This is a genomic window from Legionella stuttgartensis (genome assembly GCF_977063405.2).
Window position 1 is genome coordinate 341,257 of the sequence record NZ_CDRUHA020000022.1, and the last position, 19,539, is coordinate 360,795.

Consider the following 19,539-nt stretch of genomic DNA (forward strand, 5'->3'; position numbering starts at 1 on the left):
AATTTAACTAAACTTATTAAACTAACCGGTCGAGTAGTTACTTCCTTGCAATGCCCGCTAGTGGCGGGCTACGAAACGAAATATACCTCTAATTAATGGGTATGTAAATCATTATTTTTAATTTTTTTTGATTTTTTACCTACTAAACCCTCAGACTGTACATTTGTTGGCTGATCTACCCAAGGAGTGCGTTGTAAAGCCAGCTCTAAAACCTGTTCTATGGTCTTTACAGGATGTATTGATAGCTTACGTAAAACATTATCTGGAATCTCTTCCAGGTCTTTTACATTCTCCTCAGGAATAATGACATGTTTAATTCCGCCTCGATGAGCAGCCAATAGTTTCTCTTTAAGACCACCTATTGGTAATACCTGCCCTCTTAGTGTTATTTCCCCTGTCATTGCTACATCCGCTTTTACAGGAATATGTGTCACTACAGAAACTAACACCGTACACATACCTATACCCGCACTGGGACCATCCTTGGGAGTTGCACCCTCTGGAACATGCACATGGAAATCATTCTTATCATAAAAATCATCAGCCAAACCTAATTTTTTAGCTCGACTTCGGACAACAGTCATTGCTGCATGGATAGATTCCTGCATGACCTCGCCTAATTGACCTGTATGAGTCACTTTACCTTTACCAGGCATCATGGATGCTTCTATTGTTAGTAATTCCCCACCAACACTTGTCCACGCCAAACCTGTAACCTGTCCAACCTGGTCAAATTCTTCAGCCAAACCATAACGGAATTTTTTCACACCTAAATATTTTTCAATATTACTGGTGGTTACCGTCATTTTTTTAACTTTTTTATTGGATAAAATTTCTTTTACGACTTTTCTACAAACACTAGCAATATCCCGTTCTAAGTTACGAACACCTGCCTCGCGTGTATAGTGCCGAATTACCTCTCGTATCGCTCCTTCACTAATATGTATTTCTTGGTTACTCAAACCATTCAAGACAACTTGTTTCGGAACAAGATATTTTTCAGCAATACTTACTTTTTCATCTTCTGTATATCCTGCAAGTCGAATTACTTCCATTCTATCTAATAATGGGGCAGGAATTTCTAACGAGTTTGCTGTCGCAATGAACATCACGTCACTCAAATCATAATCTACTTCGAGATAATGATCATTGAACGTGTGGTTTTGCTCTGGGTCCAATACCTCAAGTAAAGCTGCAGCTGGGTCCCCACGGAAATCCATAGCCATTTTATCCACTTCATCCAACATAATAAGTGGATTTTTTACTCCAGCCTTACACAATTTCTGAATAATCTTACCTGGCATAGAACCAATATAAGTTCTACGATGGCCACGAATCTCTGCTTCATCTCGAACACCACCCAAAGCAATACGAATAAACGTACGCCCCGTAGCATTTGCAATAGATTGTCCTAATGATGTTTTACCTACTCCTGGAGGTCCAACGAGACAAAGTATAGGACCTTTCAATCGTTTCACACGTTGTTGAACAGCCAGATACTCAATAATGCGCTCTTTAACCAGCTCAAGCCCATAATGTTCTTTATCTAATAATTTTTCTGCCTTAGGCAGATCAAATTGAATTTTAGTTCTTTTTTTCCAGGGTACAGCGAGCATCCAATCAAGATAATTACGAATGACCGTCGCTTCAGCAGACATGGGCGACATCATTTTCAACTTATGAAGTTCTGCTAGTGATTTTTCTTTAGCTTCCTTAGGCATACCGGCTTTATTAATGGAATTTTCCAGTTGTTCGATTTCACTCCCTTCTTCACCCAATTCGCCTAATTCTTTTTGAATCGCTTTCATTTGTTCATTGAGATAATATTCTCTCTGACTTTTCTCCATTTGTCGCTTAACCCGGCCTCTCACACGTTTTTCTACGTGCAATAAATCAATTTCATTTTCTATAGCAGACATTAAGCGTTCAAGGCGCGTACCCACGTCCATTGTTTCTAATAATTCTTGCTTATCATCAACTTTCAAAGTGAGGTGCGCAGCAATGGTATCGGCTAACCGTCCTGGTTCTTCTATACCCGCAAGAGGCGATAAAACTTCAGGTGGAATTTTTTTGTTTAGTTTAATGTATTGCTCAAATTGCGACATCAAGGAGCGCATTAAAATACCAATATCCGGCTCCTGAACTGCAGCATTTTCATCCTCAAGCAATTCTAGATCCGCTTCTAAATACCCTTTTGCCTGATTATATTCTTTTGCTTTAGCACGCTTCTCCCCTTCAACTAAAACTTTCACCGTTCCATCAGGAAGTTTCAATAGCTGGAGAACACTGGATAATGTGCCAACGTGGAAAATATCCTCTGCCCCTGGATCATCGTTTGATGATTTCTTCTGTGCGACTAAAAAGATTTGCTTACTATCAACCATAGCCGCTTCTAAGGCTTTAATTGATTTTCCTCGCCCAACAAATAGAGGAATAACCATATGGGGGTAGACCACTACGTCTCTTAATGGTAACACAGGTATACTAGACAGTTTTTCTGTCTCATTCGAAGTCTCTTTAATTTCAGTGGACATAATGAACCCTTATTCAATCGGAAAACTTTAATATTTACGTGACTACTAATTATAATTTAAAAGGAAGGGAGAGTTATTGCAAGAAATCAAAGCGTTATAATTAAGAAAGTTTTAAAGAACTTCTCTCCCATCATAAAGATAGGAGAGAGATAGAGCAAAAATTTTACTCTTGGCCACCTGCTGCACTCTTCATCCCATCTTGTTCATAAATAAGGATGGGTTTAGATGAGCTAGTCACCGCACTTTCATCTACCACAACCTTAATTACTCCTTCAAGAGAAGGTAATTCATACATGGTGTCTAAAAGAATATTTTCAAGTATGGCACGCAAACCTCGTGCACCCATTTTTCTTTCTAGAGCCTTTTTAGCTATAGCGTTCAATGCTTCTTCTCTAAATTCAAGTTCCACTTCTTCCATTTTGAATAAAGACTGGAATTGCTTGGTCAAAGCATTTTTAGGATTCGTTAAAATATCAATAAGAGCGGATTCATCCAATTCCTGTAAGGTAGCAACGACAGGCAATCGACCAACGAATTCGGGTATTAATCCGTATTTAATCAAATCATCAGATTCAAGCTGGTTCAATACTTTGGATATTTCATCATTGTTTTCTTTTTTATTTTTTAATTGAGCAGAAAATCCAATACCTGACTTGTCACTACGCTCTCTTATTACCTTTTCTAATCCAGCAAACGCACCACCACAAATAAATAAAATGTTAGAAGTATCTACTTGTAAGAATTCTTGTTGTGGGTGCTTACGACCACCTTGCGGCGGAACTGAAGCAATTGTACCTTCAATCAGTTTTAAAAGGGCTTGCTGAACTCCCTCACCAGAAACATCGCGAGTAATTGAAGGATTATCTGATTTGCGTGATATCTTATCAATTTCATCAATGTAAACGATACCATGTTGTGCTTTATCTACATCATAATCACACTTTTGTAAGAGCTTCTGGATAATGTTCTCTACGTCTTCACCTACATAACCTGCTTCAGTAAGAGTAGTTGCATCTGCCATAGCAAACGGAACATTGAGAATACGAGCTAATGTTTGCGCCAAAAGTGTTTTTCCACTACCAGTTGGGCCGATAAGTAAAATATTACTTTTACCAAGTTCAACCCCATCTTCACTTTTATGTTGTAATCGCTTGTAATGATTATATACAGCTACGGATAAGACTTTTTTGGCATGTGATTGCCCGATGACGTACTCATCTAAGAAGGTTGAAATTTCTTTAGGTGATGGCAAGCGTACTTCTGTCTCTTCATGAGATTCATGTGTTTCTTCACGAATAATATCGTTGCATAATTCAACACACTCATCACATACAAACACAGAAGGACCAGCAATCAATTTTTTTACTTCATGTTGGCTCTTTCCACAAAAAGAACAATACAAAACTTTATCGCCACTTCCGTTACCGGATTTACTCATAACCAAACCCCTTCTTACAACGATTATCGGAAAAATAGATAATATATGTAAAATATTAGTCAATCAGAAAAAGATATGCCACTGTTATTCACAGCAACTATTTTTTAAAAACAAAGCGAAATACGAAGAAGTAATAATGAATCAATCTATAAAAAGGCACCTCGCATTCCTAGCCTGGGTACAGCGAAGCGGAACCCGGTAAACCTGAACCCTAACCCAGGTTCCGCTTCGCTACAGCCGGGCCATCATACATTATAGTTCAGTCTTTAAATTTAATGTAAATAATTACTCTACTTTACTTACTGACTCACGATCATAAAGCACTTGATCTACTAGGCCATATTCAACAGCCTGTGTCGCACTCATAAAATTATCACGCTCTGTATCGCGCATAATTTGGTCAGGAGTCTTTTTCGTGTGCTTTGCCATGATGGTATTTAATCGTTCTCTCACCGCTAAAGTTTCACGAGCATGAATTTCGATATCAGTTGCCTGACCACGATAACCACCTAGAGGTTGGTGAATCATGACCCGTGAGTTTGGTAAACAGAATCTCTTACCATCTGCGCCAGCACAAAGTAGTAAGGCAGCAGCACTTGCTGCTTGCCCTATACATAAAGTACTTACATCAGGTTTAATAAACTGAATGGTATCGTAAATTGCTAAACCAGCAGTTACTACCCCTCCAGGAGAATTAATGTAGAGAGAAATATCTTTTTCAGGATTTTCAGACTCAAGAAACAACAATTGAGCAACAACTAAATTAGCCATATGATCTTCAACTTCACCCAATAGAAAGATAATACGCTCTTTCAATAATCTTGAGTAAATATCATATGAACGCTCACCACGTGAGGTTTGTTCAATAACCATTGGGACTAATCCACTGGCATTGCGAATTATGTTCTCTGAATAGCCCGACATATAATTACTCTCCTTTTTTCTCAGTCGCATCAGTCTCTGGCTTAGGATTCATGACTGAATCATAATCCTTATTCTTGTATTTAACTTTTGCATCCTCGGCAATTTTATCTGCAACCATCTCTTCCATAACAAGAGCTTCAATTTCCGCCATATGTTCTTTACTGCTTTGGTACCACGCACGTAACTCATCAGGATTTTCATAAGCGCTAGCAAATCGCTCAATAACTTCCTTAACTTTATCTTTATCAGCTACGATTTGGTGTTTTTTAACATATTCTGAAAAGAGTAAACCAAGATGAACACGACGTTTTGCTTGTTCTACGAAAAGTTCACGAGGGAAATCAGGAATTTGCTCGTTCTCATGATGTTCATGTCCAAAAAGACGATGATACATGTCATGTTTCAAATGTTCGATTTCTTTGTCAATTAAAGCCATTGGTAATTCAACAGTATTAACTTCCATTAATTTATCAAACAATTTTTCTCTATTCATCATGCTAACACGACGCTCTAATTCACGAGCCATATTCTCTTTAATATCTTTTTTCAGTGCATCTACGCCACCTTCTTTGATATTAAACTTCTCAGCGAATTCATCATTGAGCTCAGGAAGCTTTCCTTCCATTACATTATGAATAGTAATTTTGAATACAGCCTCTTTACCTGCTAATTCTTTATGACCGTAGTCTTCGGGGAAGGTTACTTTAATATCAAAAGCCTTTTCTTTCTTATTACCAATAATTCCATCCTCAAAACCAGGAATCATTGATCCAGAACCAATAACTAATTCATGGCCATTAGCACTTCCACCATCAAAAAGCTTGTCATCAAGAAACCCTTCGAAATCGATAACAACTTTATCGCCTTTTTTAACAGCTCGAGAAACATCATGCCATTCTTTATTTTGTTCACGAAGTTTATCCAGCATGTCATCAACATCTTTATCAGTGACTTCTGAACGTGCTAGCTCAACCACGGCTTGATTTAATTCAACAACCTCAAATACAGGCATTACTTCAAATATTGCTGAGTATCTGAAGTCTTTACCCTTCTCAAGTTGCTCAGGCTCTACAGAAGGATAACCAGCTGGAACCAATTCATTTTTTTGCAATGCTTCATATAAAGTAGATTGTACCATGTCGCGAGCGACTTCTTCACGGACACTTTGAGAATAACGACTAACAACAACATGCATCGGTACTTTACCAGGACGAAAACCATCCATTTTAGCTTTGCGAGCAAGATTCTTGAGACGTAAGCTCACTTCTTCCTCAACTTTCTCCGCAGGTACAGAAACTGTCACCTTACGTTCCAAACCTTCTAGGGTCTCAACAGAAACTTGCATTAATGTCACCTCTTGGAATTTATAATGATAATGGTGCGAAAGGAGAGACTCGAACTCTCACGGGTCGCCCCGCTGGAACCTAAATCCAGTGCGTCTACCAATTCCGCCACTTTCGCAAATCAGGTTGGATTATCAATCAGTAATTCGGTCTTGTAAAGACTCAGATAGAATCTTTAGCGATAAACCATTTGTTTCTCTCTCAAATGGGGTGAACGATGGGACTCGAACCCACGACAACCGGGATCACAACCCGGGGCTCTACCAACTGAGCTACGCTCACCATAAAAACTTTTACCAGAAATTCTTATGATAAATAAAATCTGGGCTGGCACGCCCGGCAGGATTCGAACCTGCTACCCTCGGCTTAGAAGGCCGATGCTCTATCCAGATGAGCTACGGGCGCAAATTTGGTCGGGGTGGAGGGATTCGAACCCCCGACATCCTGCTCCCAAAGCAGGCGCGCTACCAGACTGCGCTACACCCCGTTAACCCGTCCCAAGGACAGAGCGCAGATGATACTAGGTGCTTTCATCAAGGTCAATATCTTAAATCATTTAATTTTAATTAATTTTATTTTTGGGGGTTAGATATTTATTTGGCTTGAACAACTAGATTTTTTTTAAACCACATAGCCAATCATCGATACAAGTACCTTAATTTTCCCTACTCGTATCTTCATCACTTTTCAGCTAGCATTGGGAATTATAATTAACCTCCGAATGAATTTATGAAATTTAAACTGCTTCCTATCTTCGACAGCATGAATTTTCTTCATAAAAATCATGAACACGTCGTATTGCCTGATCCACGTTTTCGAAATGATTTTAATTATGCTTTGAATTTTCTGAAAAGTTATACTGGTAGCCAGGGAACATTTAATAGTTATCGCAGAGAAACGGAACGTTTGTTGCAATGGACGTGGTTAATAAAAAAAACCACATTAAATGAATTAAAACGTGACGATATTGAGCAATACATTCATTTTTGTCAGAACCCACTCAAATCCTGGATTAGTTTGAAAAAGGTGCCTCGCTTTATTGAAAAGGATGGGACTCGTATTCCCAATGAAGAATGGAGACCTTTTGTAGTTACGGTAAGTAAATCTGCAATAAAAAATGGCCATAAACCTGAAATAGACCAATTCAATTTGTCGCAAGGAGCCATTCAGGAAATCTTTGCGATTTTAAGTACTTTATTTAATTTCTTAATTGCTGAGGAATACCTGGTTTCCAATCCAGTTGCCCTTATTCGTCAAAAAAGTAAATTTATTCGTAAGAAACAACATAATGCCCCCATCCGTCGACTTAGTTTGATGCAATGGAGTGCCGTGTTGGACGCTGCTGAATCTCTTGCCGAAGAATCGCCTATGAAACATGAGCGTACTCGTTTTATGCTAAGCATGTTATTTGGTATGTATCTCCGTATCTCTGAACTAGCAGCCAGTGATCGGTGGATCCCCAGTATGAATGATTTCTCTAAAGATAGTAATGGCCACTGGTGGTTTACAACGGTAGGTAAAGGAAATAAAGAACGCCAAATCGCAGTAAGCGATGCGATGTTAGAGAGTTTAATGCGATGGCGATCTTTTCAAGGCTTATCCCCTCTTCCATCTCCCGCTGATAATAGCCCTCTTATTCCAAAAATTCGTGGCAACGGCCCCATGAGTGATACAGCACCAATACGTAGAATTATTCAAGGATGCTTTGACTTAGCTGGTGAGCAACTTCGAATAAAAGGCTATCAAGAAGAGGCAGATAATTTGGCTGCGGCCACGGTGCACTGGCTTAGACATACAGGAATCTCTGAAGATGTGAAAATTCGTCCCCGCGAGCATGTGCGTGATGATGCCGGTCACAGCTCCAGTGCTACAACTGATCGCTATATAGACATCGAGAAGCAAGCTCGTTATCAATCGGCCAGGAAAAAAACTATAGAGCCTGAGCCAAGTTAAACGGATTGTGATAAAATTCATAAAATGTTTGTGGTTCGTAGCCAGGATTAAGTATCTGTCTCTTGCCGTACTATCTACGCCCTGCCCACGACTTGTTCGCGCATTATCGCAGTTCATCTGGATTCCGCGGGCAAGTCGCAGAACGTCGGAGATCAAAATTAGACACTTTTTTTGAGACGTGTTTATTTTAGGTGCACTTGAGCAAATCTTTCCCTGCGAATTCATAATTTTTGTACCAACTCTATTTATGGCTAAAGATTTATCATGCTTACTCTTCGTCAAATTACTCTAAGTCGTGGCAATAAAGTTTTATTAGACAAAGTCAATGTCACCCTATATGAAAAACAAAAAATAGGTCTTATCGGTCATAACGGCTGCGGAAAATCAACATTATTTGATTTTTTATTAGGAAAATTGACTCCCGATACAGGTGAGTTTTTAATTAATCCGCAACTAAGCATAAGTCACTTATCTCAGCAATTACCTGACAGCGATGCAAAAGCATTAGATTTTGTCGTAGGTGGCGATGATGGTTATATGAAATTGCTCCAACGCTTACAGGAAGCAGAAGAAACAGGTAACGATGCTGAAGTATTAGCTTGTCATGAAGAATTAAGTCATACGGGTGGTTACAGTAAACCCGCTCAAGCAGCTACGATTATGTCTGGCCTGGGTTTTAGTAGTGCGCAGCAACAGGCTTCCGTAAATAGCTTTTCCGGAGGCTGGCGAATGCGTTTAAGCCTTGCGCGTTGTTTAATGAAGCCTGCAGATTTGCTTTTATTGGATGAACCTACTAACCATTTGGATATGGAAGCCATTTTTTGGCTGGAGCGTTTTTTAAAACAAAGCCCAAGTACGATTATTCTTATTTCTCATGACCGTGAATTTCTTGATGCCTTTGTCACGCATATTTTACATATTGAAAAACAAAATCTATCACTTTATGGTGGCAATTACAGTTGTTTTGAAAAAACGCATGCACAGCAATTGGCATTACAACAAGCTATGTATGAGAAGCAACAAACCCAAATTAATCATATGATGTCCTTTGTAAATCGTTTTAAAGCTAAAGCGACTAAGGCAAAACAAGCGCAGGGACGTCTTAAAGCCATAGAAAGAATGGAAATTATCGCCGCAGCTCAAGTTGACTCCCCTTTTTCTTTCGAATTCTTTCCATGTCCCCGTGCAGGAAACCCGCTAATACAATGCAACATGGTTGACGCAGGATATCAATCAGAAAAAACGATAATAAAAAGAATTAATCTTTCTCTCAATCCGGGTGACAGAATCGCGTTACTGGGTCCAAATGGCGAAGGAAAATCAACATTAATTAAGACCTTAACTGGCTCTTTAGCTCCATTAAATGGCATCATTCACCGTTCAGCTCATTTAAAGATTGGTTATTATGCACAACACCAATTGGAACAGCTTGATTGTAATTTAAGTCCAGTAGAAACGATCCAAGCCCTATCGCCAGAAATACGTGAACAAACCATTCGTGATTTTTTAGGGGGCTTCAATTTTACTGGTGATATGGCAGTTCAAACTATCACTCATTTTTCCGGCGGTGAAAAAGCACGCCTGGCTTTGGCCAAACTTGTTTGGCTCAAACCCAATTTGCTCCTACTTGATGAGCCGACAAACCATTTGGATCTTGGAATGCGCTCTGCTATTGAACTTGCATTACAAAGTTATGAAGGGGCATTAATTTTGATTTCTCATGATCGTCATATGCTTAAAACCACCGTAGATAATTTCTATCTTGTTTATCAGCAAAAAGTTCAACCTTTTGAAGGCGACTTAGACGATTATTATTCTTGGCTTCAAACTAAAGATTCAATTAAAGAAAATACAGTAACTGCGTCTACAAATGATTATAAAGAGAAGAAAGCATTACAAAATCGTCTGAAAAAATTGGAACAATTAATTGAACAATATCACAGTGAAATTTCCAAACTGGATCTACTACTCGGCGATGCCAGTCTTTATGAGGACAGCTCCCAACAAAATAAACTCAATCAGTTACTCCAAAAACGCACTGATTCACATACTTCATTAAACGAAGCTGAAGAAGAATGGTTAGAAATTAGTAGCAGCTTAGAAGATTTAAGTTAAATTTATAGCTTAAGTGTCGCTCTTTTGGGGCTTAGGATATCTAAATACCTTATTCCTAGACTCCAGAGCGCTGCATCAGACTAAGATTTGCCCCACAATTTGCCTTTTTAAACTAATCGATTTTTTATTACGCCCTGAAATTATTTTTTATAGCCTATAATTTAATCACATAGTATTTAATTGAGGCTATCATGGAAGCAAAACTACTCGAGAAACTCAAAAAAATAAATCCTTTAAATGAACATGGTATTCCCAAAAGCCAAGGAAATTGCCATTGGTGTGCTATTGAAGGGGCTCGCGTACTATTACAAGGTGTTGAACCCAGGGAAATACCCGATTATGAGGGGGGCAACGATCCTGTAGAAGGTCTAGTTCATAAAGTACATGACAGTGAGGAAGTAGAAGACTTGGATGAGTTTTTTAAGAAAATACAAGAATTAAATAAAGGTGAATTACTGTTGGTAAGTCTTGAAAGCACAAGTGAAGATGAAGATGACGATTTAGATCACACCTACATCATCTATGTAGATGCAAATAATGAGGCATATCTTATTGACGCAGATAGGCAAATTTTTGTTGAATTAGATGAGCGAGAGGATTTTCACCAACAAGTTAAAGGCTGGAAAAACATTAATACGATTAACTACTTAAATGGTCAGCTCAATTCCGATTTTTCTGACAATGTTAAAGTTTGCGTCTGCAAATTGACCAAAGAAGCTGTTCATGAGGTTCATGGCGAACCGTTACCTGAATATGGAACTGAGGTTCCAAGTTTTCGTTTTTACTAGATTTAATGAAGTTCATTTTCCAGCTAACTACTCTCCTTTTTAGTAGGTAGCTGGAAATCATCATGAGTGATTATAAATTTCAACGGCGACTCGGCTAACATCTTTTTGAATTAGAAAAGCATCCTCTAGCGTTTCCAAAGGCGTATTAGAGACTGCAATGATAAACGCAAGCAAATGCCCGTTCTTCGTTTCAATATATCCTGATAATACCTCTGAAAAAGAATAAAAACGTTGGTTTGCAAAGTCATATGATAGTGAGGTGCCTGTTTTTCCGTGAATTTTACCTACGGCAGGAATATTCTGAGCTGCTTTTGCAAGACTACCATCTACACCAAGTATGGGTAAGGCATTATAGAACACTTTAAATTGGTTATCCGGCAGCTTGTGCATATAGGTTAATAACTTAATAGCAGCCGAGGGAAGAATCCTGTTTGTATCCCCACCAGCACCGTCACCGAATACAAACTCATTTGCAGTCAATCCTACGGTATCACGCAAAAATTTTGCAATATGGGGCAAACCTTGAGCAAATGAAGTTTCGTTATAGTGTTGAGCTAATAAAAGCGGTAATAAATCGGCGCCTATGTTATGACTTAATTTTAGAATGACTTTAACATACTCAGAAAATGGTGGAGAAGTATATTGGGCAATGGGTGTAAGTCGATTATAGACTTCTGCGTTTGGTAACTGATTATTTTTATTATCGAGGTGTACAACAATACCTTGTTGTTTTAATGCTGCGATAAATGCCTGTCTGGCAAAAGAAGCGGGTTTAAGAATAGGCGATACTCTTAATAGTTCTTCGGAATTCGCAGCAATTTGTCCTTTTATAGTCAATACGGTGTCATCATTATTACTTGAGGTTTCAATATTGTTTTTTTCACCATCACTTACAGTTATAACCTGGTTATCAATAGAATAACCAGGAGCTTGTGGGCGCCATTTTATTAGGGCTTTCTGTCCCACAGTTGTAGGTTTAATTTGAAAATCAAATAAGTTCTCATTAATCATAATCGGAGAAATAATGTAATTGCGTAAATATTCAGTTTTGAATAAGCGGTTATCTACTAATACATCACCATTAATTTTTGTAATACCTTTGGCTTTGATTTGTTCAGCAAGACTAATCAATCCATTCAGTGGGTTTTCGGGAGTAATTCCTGCACCCGGTAAATCATTTGCATAAATATGATCAATATACCCATAAGTGAGTTTATCCTCATGAACACGGCCCCCTAATTCTAAATCGCCTTTACCAACGAGAATAAGGTTGCCGTTTAAGATGTTATTATCTTTCTGCCCTATAAAATAAACCGGTGTTTTAAAGCGATAGTCATTACCTAAAACATTCAAAGCAGCGGCAGAAGAGAATAATTTTGTAACAGAGGCGGGCATTAATAAATGGTTGGAGTTTAATTGGTAAATGTTTTCTTGGGTATTCAAATCTTTAACTTCAATCCACCATTGCGCATTTTGGTAACGGGGTTGGTGCATAACATTGAGCATGTCCTGCGGTAATAATTTAGTCGCGTTGGATGAAGTAACTGGTAACAAAATTAAAAGAATGGTGAGCTTGTTGAACAATATTTTTATTGTTTTAAGTTTAATGTGCACAATTTACTCCCTATCTAACTAATAGTCCTTTGAGAATAAATTGTCAGATATGAATCATTATATCAAGTTTCTTAGGATTTTCTTTTTCAACATCGTGTTAAAAATAAGAGGTTTTAGGATTTATCAAAACTAATTAAATGCATAGGAGTAAAGTAAAAATGAAAAATGAGCTTCTCTAATGCGGAGAGATCAGAACAATTAAGTGAGTTCCTCACTCAAGGTATGCCAATCCCAATGTTGGTTCTCAAATGACTTTGAGTCAAACTATGCAATGAAGTAAAGTGATTACGTAGAGCGTAATAGTTCCAACATTAATTTTGCAGATAATTGTTCTGCTTTTCTACGGTTAGAACCTTGGCCATAAGTTTGTTGTTTTGTCCCCATCACCGTACAAGTTATATAGAATATTTGATTGTGCTCATCTCCTTCCACCTTAGTCAAAGTGTATTCAGGAAGAGCCATTTTTTCAGCTTGCAAATATTCTTGTAATTGAGTTTTGGCATCTTTTAAACAATCGTTTAAATTAGAATCTTCAAGTCTGGAGCGATATAATTTTAAAATAACCTCTTTAGAGGCCTCTATTCCCCCATCCAGAAAAATTGCTGCAAAAACAGCTTCCATAGCATCAGAAAGGATCGAGGCTCGGCGAAAACCACCACTTTTCAACTCACCTTGTCCGAGAAAAAGGAAATCACCCAAATCAATTTCTTTAGCCAATTCAACCAGCATCTCGCCCCGAACTAAAAATGAACGCAAACGACTTAATTGGCCTTCGCTTTGTAACGGAAAACGATGAAACAATTCATTGGCGATCACAAAACTTAAAATTGAATCTCCAAGAAACTCAAAACGCTCATAGTTTACACTCCCAACACTACAATGCGTTAAAGCTTGTTTGAGATAGGCAATATTATTGAATTGATACTTTAATCGCCTGCATAACCTTTCTAAATCAACTTTCACTGCCAGCTACAACCTCTTCAGTATGATCAAAATCAAATAATAAGCTTATATTATATACTAAGGGCTTAATCACTTGATATTTCACTTTTACTCTAAATTTATTGGTCCCTATGGGCTCAACCATTAACTGATCATCCTTTAAACTTTCCACACCATTGATATTTAGGCGTTTATCCATGGTACTCTTTAGCACATTAACATCTGCCATGGGATCACCACTTAATGAGGACAGAGGCAATGCATTCAACCCTTTTACCGATTTGATAACTGAGTAATACTGCAAATAAACTGGAATAACACGCATTACAACGATTGCAGCCATAACAATCAAAGCTACTGTAAGTGTCATTCCTATGAAAGTCATTCCCTTTTGTTTCTGCATTTGCCATTCCTTTCAGCTTTATCGTCAGTGTTTTTGATCAGAACATAATTAAAAATACGATATTAATTTACGGGATCAATTTCCCTATTCTAGACCAACGAACGTTATCCGTTTTACCATTCCAACTCATCCAAACTAAAAACGCTCTACCTCGCAAATAGGATTCCGGTACAAATCCCCAGAATCGGCTGTCCGCGCTATCATCACGATTATCACCCATCATGAAATAATTCCCCTCGGGCACCACGATGTCAAAATCTACAGCTGGAACATCTGTTCTAACGAAAATATTATGTATTGTACCATTCAAGTCTTCTTGATATTTAGCTACAGCTTTTCCGGAGCTTTCATCAATAGTGTATTCAAGAAAAGTCTGTTTTGCTTTTCTTCCGTTAATGGTTAACACTTTATTATGATAACTAATTTTATCGCCAGGTACTCCAATTACCCTTTTAATGTAATCATATGAAGGATCTGGCGGCCAGCGAAATACTGCCACCTGTCCTGTTTTAGGGTCAGAAATCGAAACCACTTTCTTTTCCCAAACAGGAAGTCTTAATCCATAAATAAATTTATTTACTGCGACAAAATCACCAACAAGCAATGTCGGCTCCAATGAACCAGAAGGAATACGGAACGGTTCAATTAAAAATGAACGTAAAATTAATACAATGAAAAATACAGGAAAAAACGATCGTGAATATTCAATAATACGATTTGGTTTTTGATCCTCAGCACGTTTTCTTGCCCAAAAAAGCACATCTAAAAGATAAATAAAACCGCTGATGAACGATAGGACAACCAATATTAAAGCAAAATTCATAAATTATATCCTAAACTTAGTTTCGTAATAATACATCTACCAGCAATCATAATGCCCTTGTACTATTTCTTTTTATCTGTTTGGAAAACAGCCATAAACGCCTCTTGAGGTATTTCCACATGTCCCACTTGTTTCATACGTTTTTTACCGGCTTTTTGTTTTTCCAATAATTTTCGTTTTCGAGTCACATCACCACCATAACATTTTGCAGTAACGTTCTTACGTAATGCCTTTACTGTTTGTCTGGCAATAATATGGCTACCTAAAGCGGCTTGAATGGCTACATCAAACATTTGTCGTGGAATTAAGTCACGCATTTTTTCGGCGATTAATTTTCCACGAGTATGCGCTGAAGAACGATGAACAATAACAGAAAGTGCATCCACCCGTTCACTATTAATTAAAATGTCCATTTTAACTAAGTCGGCTTCTTGAAACCGTAAAAAATTATAATCAAGCGACGCATAACCACGGCTTACTGATTTTAAACGATCAAAGAAATCCGAAACCACTTCACTCATAGGAATATCATAAGTTACAGAAACTTGACGACCACTATACGTCATATTGACCTGTACACCGCGTCGCTCAACACACAAACTAATTATTGAGCCAAGAAAGTCCTGAGGCACCAGTATGTTTGCTCTCACAATAGGTTCATACATTTCTTTAATTTGTGGCAGTGGAGGTAATAGAGACGGATTATCAATCAACATAGTCTCGCCTTTTTGGGTCAAAATTTGATAAACCACAGTAGGCGCAGTAGATATTAAGTCAAGATTGTATTCTCTTTCTAAACGCTCTTGTACGATTTCCATATGCAACATACCCAAGAAACCGCAGCGAAAACCAAAACCCAATGCTTCTGAAGATTCAGGTTCATAAAATAAGGAAGCATCATTTAAGCTTAGTTTAGCTAGCGCTTCACGGAATGCCTCAAAATCATCAGAACTAATAGGAAATAAGCCAGCATAAACTTGGGGTTTCACACGTTGAAATCCCGGAAGCGGTTTATCTGCTTGAGTTTTTTCCAAAGTAAGTGTATCCCCAACAGGAGCTCCTTGAATTTCCTTAATTCCTGCTACTAAGTAACCTACCTCACCAGCGTTTAAAACATCAAGTTTCGTACGTTTAGGCGTAAATATGCCAACTTGGTCGACTTCATATGAGCGTCCAGTAGACATAACTCTCATTTTATCCCCTTTACGTATTGAGCCATTAACGATGCGTACCAAGGAAACAACTCCCAGATAGCTATCGAACCATGAATCAATAATTAAAGCCTGTAATGGTGCATGAATGTCCCCCTCGGGTGGAGGGATACGAGTTACTAAAGCTTCAAGGACATCGTCTACACCCAGTCCACTTTTGGCGCTGACTCGTATTGCATCATGGGCATCAACACCAATAATATCTTCAATTTCCGAGATAACGCGTTCGGGTTCAGCTTGTGGCAAATCAATTTTGTTAAGAACTGGCAAAACAGATAATGATTGGTCAATCGCGGTATAACACACAGCTACAGTTTGTGCTTCTACACCTTGGGCTGCGTCAACAACAAGAATTGCCCCCTCACAGGCAGCCAGGGAGCGAGATACCTCATAACTAAAATCTACGTGCCCTGGGGTATCAATAAAATTCAAGAGATAGCTTTTACCATCTTGCGCAGTGTAATTTAAAGAAACACACTGTGCTTTAATCGTGATACCCCGCTCTCGTTCTATATCCATCGAGTCAAGTACTTGAGCACTCATTTCACGTTCGGATAAACCACCACAAATTTGGATAAATCGATCAGCCAAGGTCGATTTACCATGATCAATATGGGCAATAATTGAAAAATTACGAATTCGCTTTAAATCACTCAACTGAAATAACCTTTTTGCAAATAGCGCATTCTAGCTTAAATATGCGCGACCTTAAAGTATTTGCTAATATAGTGCATTTTTAATAAGATTTATCATTTCATTTATTAGGGTGCGCTATGCGACGAATACCAGGTTTGGGGTTTATTGCAATAATACTGCTACTTTTTTCATTCTCAACTTATTCAAATAGCGCATTTACGCAAAGAAAAGATGTGCAGCTTTTTATCAAAAGTATGGTCAAAGAGCACCACTTTAATGCCAAAGAGCTTACAGCAATAATGAATCAAGTTGTTATTCAACCTGATATTATTGAATCAATGGAAAAACCATACGAAAAGAAAAATTGGGATGTCTACAGAGATTTGTTTCTCACTCCCGCACGTTTAAAAGGTGGATTGGACTATTGGATTGCTAATAGAGAAGCCTTAGACAGAGCACAAAAAAAATATGGTGTTCCACCAGAAATTATTATTGCAATTCTCGGGGTAGAAACCCTGTATGGAGAACGACAAGGGGATCATCGAGTTTTAGATGCATTGGCTACATTGGCTTTCAACTATCCCAAACGCTCCCCCTACTTCACAAAAGAGTTAAAAGAGTATTTGCTTTTATGTCGTGAACATGGCGTCCCTGCAACTCAATACAAAGGATCTTATGCTGGAGCCATAGGGCAACCACAATTTATGCCCAGTAGTTACCGTAATTTTGCTGTCGATTTTAATAACACCGGCAAACGCGACCTGGTTTCTAATAATGCTGACTCCATAGGAAGCATCGCAAATTACTTTCATAAACATGGTTGGAAACCAAATGATGGGGTTGCCCAAAATGCTAAATTAGTAGGTTCAATGCATAAACGCATTCAAATGAATCCTAAAAGGACAAATTATTATTATTCGCAACTCATTGCGCATGGAGTCAAACCAATAACCGCCGCGCACAATCATCCTTCTCGCGCTGCATTAATTGAACTGGTCACTGCAAAAGGAAATGAATATTGGATTGCTTATCCTAACTTTTTTGTTATAACTCGGTACAATTCCAGTCCTCAATATGCGCTTGTAGTCTATTTGTTAGCACAACAATTGAAGCAGCAGTGGACTGCCATGAATATAAAAAAACTTAGAGCATTTGCTTAGGAATGGACACTCTTTTTCTCTTTACAAAACATCTTGATGAAACAGGGTGTTTTTGCCTTAAACTAAATGAAGGTGGGACCTTAATTCTCCCACCTGCACAACGAAGTTTTGCTGAAATTAAATCATTGCAAACCGAATGTAACACGTTGGTGATTGAAACATGTGAGCAAGTTAGTCTTCTCAATCTGGAGCTCTCCTGGCTTCCTGAAAGAAAAGCAAGAGCTGCAATTCCTTATGCTTTAGAAGAAAAGGTAGCACAACCTGTAGATGAACTGCATTTCGCTTTTGATAAGGCAAGGTATCAAAACAATCAATACCTTATTACTGTGATAGGCAAACAGCGAATTCGATATCTGATGCAATTACTCAATGAACGAGACATTGAATTTATCACAATTACTGTAGATTGGTTTGCCTTGGAACCAGAGGAACTATGCATCAGTGAAACCACTTTACTCATTAATACAGAGGATTTCAAAGGTGCTCTTTCTGGGGAGTTAGCTGATATCTATCTAAAAAACCACCCACAGTACCACCCATTACTGTTTACAGATAGCGCAATTCAAATTGATACATCATCTACTAAAAACCAGGAAACATCGTATACCTGGATTGCTCAAAGACTATTAAGAGCAAAGTTGATGAATTTATGCCAAGGCGAAATGCAACATGGGAATAAAAGTGATTTAATTAAAAAAGGATATCAGCTCGTCGGTCTCCTTTTCTGTATCTGGTTAATTTCTCTACTCGTTGTTAATGGAATCAAGTTGCATTTATTAAATAAGCAAACTCAGAAAATTGATGAACAAATCGCAGTGATCTATCATGAGTTTTTCCCTAATGCGAAACAAATTATTAGTCCCAAATTTCGCATTACACAACTATTAAAAAGTAATAATGCAGAGGAACAGAATCGTTTTTGGTTTTTACTCAATCAATTGGCTAAAGTAATAAAGAATGATCGTAATACCGTAGAACAATTGCGATATCAAAACAAAACTTTATCTGTAACTATAATAAGCATGGATTTCGCCAGTTTAGAAGAGTTGGAAAATGAATTAAAAAAACTCCAACTCAAAGTAAAACAAACTCAAGCATCAACTCGTGAACAACAAGTTGCTGCCACTTTGGAGTTAATGTGAAGGCGTATTTAAGTACTCTTAATGAAAGAGAAAAATGGATGTTGATTGGAGCAGCCCTATGTCTTTTGCTCTATGTTTATTATTTGTTTTTATATAGCCCGTTGAGCCAAAAGGTATCCCAAAAATCAACTCAGCTCGTAGAAAAAACGGCTACATTGGCTTGGATGCAAAAAATAAGACAACAAAGTCAGGTTAAGCAAACAAAGAAACAATCAGTAGATAACAGTCAACTCCTAACTACGCTCGCAACCAAACTAAAAAATGATCCGACGCTTAAATTCCCTTATCAGTTACAACAAACTGGTTTAGGAGATATTCAACTTACGTTCGACGCCGTTGCTTTTAACTTATTTATTGCTTGGTTGGAAAAATTAAATCAACGCTACGCAATTACAGTGAAACAGTTTGAAGCAGACCGGTCAAAAACACCAGGCGTCACTCGTTTAATGATTCTGATTAGTTCTGCTTCTAAAGCAACATAGCCTCAATTGCCCCCAAATTAAGATATCAATT

Annotated in this window: 15 protein-coding genes and 4 tRNA genes; 6 read left to right on the top strand and 13 right to left on the bottom strand. The window is 38.0% G+C overall.

The genetic code is table 11. From position 1 onward, the window contains the following. Positions 1-92: 92 nt before the first annotated feature. The 8 genes from lon to ACWTEW_RS07230 all read right to left on the bottom strand — a co-directional run bounded on the left by lon (position 93) and on the right by ACWTEW_RS07230 (position 6,726). Complete coding sequence (gene lon / locus ACWTEW_RS07195; RefSeq protein WP_454781025.1) at positions 93-2,534, bottom strand: endopeptidase La; 2,442 nt, start codon at positions 2,532-2,534, stop codon at positions 93-95. Positions 2,535-2,697: 163 nt separating this feature from the next. Further along, positions 2,698-3,972 (bottom strand): ATP-dependent Clp protease ATP-binding subunit ClpX, encoded by a 1,275-nt coding sequence (gene clpX / locus ACWTEW_RS07200; RefSeq protein ID WP_454781026.1) that lies wholly within the window; start codon positions 3,970-3,972, stop codon positions 2,698-2,700. Positions 3,973-4,257: 285 nt separating this feature from the next. Further along, positions 4,258-4,896, bottom strand: coding sequence for an ATP-dependent Clp endopeptidase proteolytic subunit ClpP (gene clpP / locus ACWTEW_RS07205; RefSeq protein WP_454781027.1), 639 nt, complete (start codon positions 4,894-4,896; stop codon positions 4,258-4,260). A gap of 4 nt (positions 4,897-4,900) precedes the next feature. Continuing rightward, positions 4,901-6,241 carry a trigger factor gene (tig, locus tag ACWTEW_RS07210; RefSeq protein ID WP_454781028.1) on the bottom strand — a complete coding sequence of 447 codons (1,341 nt, stop codon included), beginning with the start codon at positions 6,239-6,241 and terminating at the stop codon, positions 4,901-4,903. Between the two features lie 31 nt (positions 6,242-6,272). Then, positions 6,273-6,357: transfer RNA gene (locus ACWTEW_RS07215), tRNA-Leu, on the bottom strand. Positions 6,358-6,445: 88 nt separating this feature from the next. Then, positions 6,446-6,521 (bottom strand) — tRNA-His (locus ACWTEW_RS07220). A 46-nt stretch (positions 6,522-6,567) separates the two neighbouring features. Further along, a tRNA-Arg gene (locus ACWTEW_RS07225) sits at positions 6,568-6,644 on the bottom strand. Positions 6,645-6,649: 5 nt separating this feature from the next. Continuing rightward, positions 6,650-6,726, bottom strand: a tRNA-Pro gene (locus ACWTEW_RS07230). A 242-nt stretch (positions 6,727-6,968) separates the two neighbouring features. Between ACWTEW_RS07230 and ACWTEW_RS07235 the strand changes: the two genes are divergently transcribed. The 3 genes from ACWTEW_RS07235 to ACWTEW_RS07245 all read left to right on the top strand — a co-directional run bounded on the left by ACWTEW_RS07235 (position 6,969) and on the right by ACWTEW_RS07245 (position 11,095). After that, positions 6,969-8,192: a tyrosine-type recombinase/integrase gene (locus ACWTEW_RS07235; RefSeq protein WP_454781029.1), complete on the top strand. Its 1,224-nt coding sequence runs from the start codon at positions 6,969-6,971 to the stop codon at positions 8,190-8,192. 264 nt (positions 8,193-8,456) lie between these two features. After that, on the top strand, positions 8,457-10,307 hold the full coding sequence (gene abc-f / locus ACWTEW_RS07240; protein ID WP_454781030.1) for a ribosomal protection-like ABC-F family protein: 1,851 nt from the start codon (positions 8,457-8,459) through the stop codon (positions 10,305-10,307). 191 nt (positions 10,308-10,498) lie between these two features. Continuing rightward, a complete protein-coding gene (locus tag ACWTEW_RS07245) occupies positions 10,499-11,095 on the top strand; it encodes a hypothetical protein (RefSeq protein WP_454781031.1) in 597 nt (198 codons plus the stop codon). A 60-nt stretch (positions 11,096-11,155) separates the two neighbouring features. Here ACWTEW_RS07245 and dacB read toward each other — a convergent pair whose 3' ends face one another. The 5 genes from dacB to lepA form a co-directional block, all read right to left on the bottom strand. Continuing rightward, entirely contained in the window at positions 11,156-12,709 is a 1,554-nt protein-coding gene (dacB, locus tag ACWTEW_RS07250; RefSeq protein WP_454781032.1) for a D-alanyl-D-alanine carboxypeptidase/D-alanyl-D-alanine endopeptidase, read from the bottom strand. Positions 12,710-12,994: 285 nt separating this feature from the next. Beyond that, positions 12,995-13,672 carry a ribonuclease III gene (gene rnc / locus ACWTEW_RS07255; RefSeq protein ID WP_454781033.1) on the bottom strand — a complete coding sequence of 226 codons (678 nt, stop codon included), beginning with the start codon at positions 13,670-13,672 and terminating at the stop codon, positions 12,995-12,997. Next, positions 13,662-14,054 carry a DUF4845 domain-containing protein gene (locus ACWTEW_RS07260; protein WP_454781034.1) on the bottom strand — a complete coding sequence of 131 codons (393 nt, stop codon included), beginning with the start codon at positions 14,052-14,054 and terminating at the stop codon, positions 13,662-13,664. Before ACWTEW_RS07260 ends, rnc begins: the two co-directional genes overlap by 11 nt. A gap of 67 nt (positions 14,055-14,121) precedes the next feature. After that, positions 14,122-14,877 carry a signal peptidase I gene (gene lepB, locus ACWTEW_RS07265; RefSeq protein WP_454781035.1) on the bottom strand — a complete coding sequence of 252 codons (756 nt, stop codon included), beginning with the start codon at positions 14,875-14,877 and terminating at the stop codon, positions 14,122-14,124. Between the two features lie 62 nt (positions 14,878-14,939). Beyond that, positions 14,940-16,745, bottom strand: a complete 1,806-nt coding sequence (gene lepA, locus ACWTEW_RS07270; protein WP_454781036.1) for a translation elongation factor 4 — start codon at positions 16,743-16,745, stop codon at positions 14,940-14,942. Between the two features lie 116 nt (positions 16,746-16,861). Here lepA and mltB point away from each other — a divergent pair, with 116 nt between their 5' ends. From mltB to lspM, 3 genes are read left to right on the top strand one after another with little or no spacing between them, the layout of a single operon-like run. Continuing rightward, complete coding sequence (mltB, locus tag ACWTEW_RS07275; protein WP_454781037.1) at positions 16,862-17,884, top strand: lytic murein transglycosylase B; 1,023 nt, start codon at positions 16,862-16,864, stop codon at positions 17,882-17,884. Between the two features lie 2 nt (positions 17,885-17,886). After that, the gene (gspL, locus tag ACWTEW_RS07280; RefSeq protein ID WP_454781038.1) at positions 17,887-19,026 is read left to right on the top strand and encodes a type II secretion system protein GspL; all 1,140 of its coding nucleotides are present in this window, start codon (positions 17,887-17,889) and stop codon (positions 19,024-19,026) included. Next, a complete protein-coding gene (gene lspM / locus ACWTEW_RS07285) occupies positions 19,023-19,508 on the top strand; it encodes a GspM family type II secretion system protein LspM (RefSeq protein ID WP_454781039.1) in 486 nt (161 codons plus the stop codon). Before gspL ends, lspM begins: the two co-directional genes overlap by 4 nt. Positions 19,509-19,539: the final 31 nt, after the last annotated feature.

What these genes read in the sequence shown, in the direction of transcription:
- ACWTEW_RS07260 (WP_454781034.1), bottom strand. Translation starts at nt 14,054, where the DNA reads ATGCAGAAACAAAAGGGAATGACTTTCATAGGAATGACACTTACAGTA.
- ACWTEW_RS07245 (WP_454781031.1), top strand. Translation starts at nt 10,499, where the DNA reads ATGGAAGCAAAACTACTCGAGAAACTCAAAAAAATAAATCCTTTAAAT.
- lon (WP_454781025.1), bottom strand. Translation starts at nt 2,534, where the DNA reads ATGTCCACTGAAATTAAAGAGACTTCGAATGAGACAGAAAAACTGTCT.
- clpP (WP_454781027.1), bottom strand. Translation starts at nt 4,896, where the DNA reads ATGTCGGGCTATTCAGAGAACATAATTCGCAATGCCAGTGGATTAGTC.
- tig (WP_454781028.1), bottom strand. Translation starts at nt 6,241, where the DNA reads ATGCAAGTTTCTGTTGAGACCCTAGAAGGTTTGGAACGTAAGGTGACA.
- ACWTEW_RS07235 (WP_454781029.1), top strand. Translation starts at nt 6,969, where the DNA reads ATGAAATTTAAACTGCTTCCTATCTTCGACAGCATGAATTTTCTTCAT.
- clpX (WP_454781026.1), bottom strand. Translation starts at nt 3,972, where the DNA reads ATGAGTAAATCCGGTAACGGAAGTGGCGATAAAGTTTTGTATTGTTCT.
- lepB (WP_454781035.1), bottom strand. Translation starts at nt 14,877, where the DNA reads ATGAATTTTGCTTTAATATTGGTTGTCCTATCGTTCATCAGCGGTTTT.
- gspL (WP_454781038.1), top strand. Translation starts at nt 17,887, where the DNA reads ATGGACACTCTTTTTCTCTTTACAAAACATCTTGATGAAACAGGGTGT.
- abc-f (WP_454781030.1), top strand. Translation starts at nt 8,457, where the DNA reads ATGCTTACTCTTCGTCAAATTACTCTAAGTCGTGGCAATAAAGTTTTA.
- mltB (WP_454781037.1), top strand. Translation starts at nt 16,862, where the DNA reads ATGCGACGAATACCAGGTTTGGGGTTTATTGCAATAATACTGCTACTT.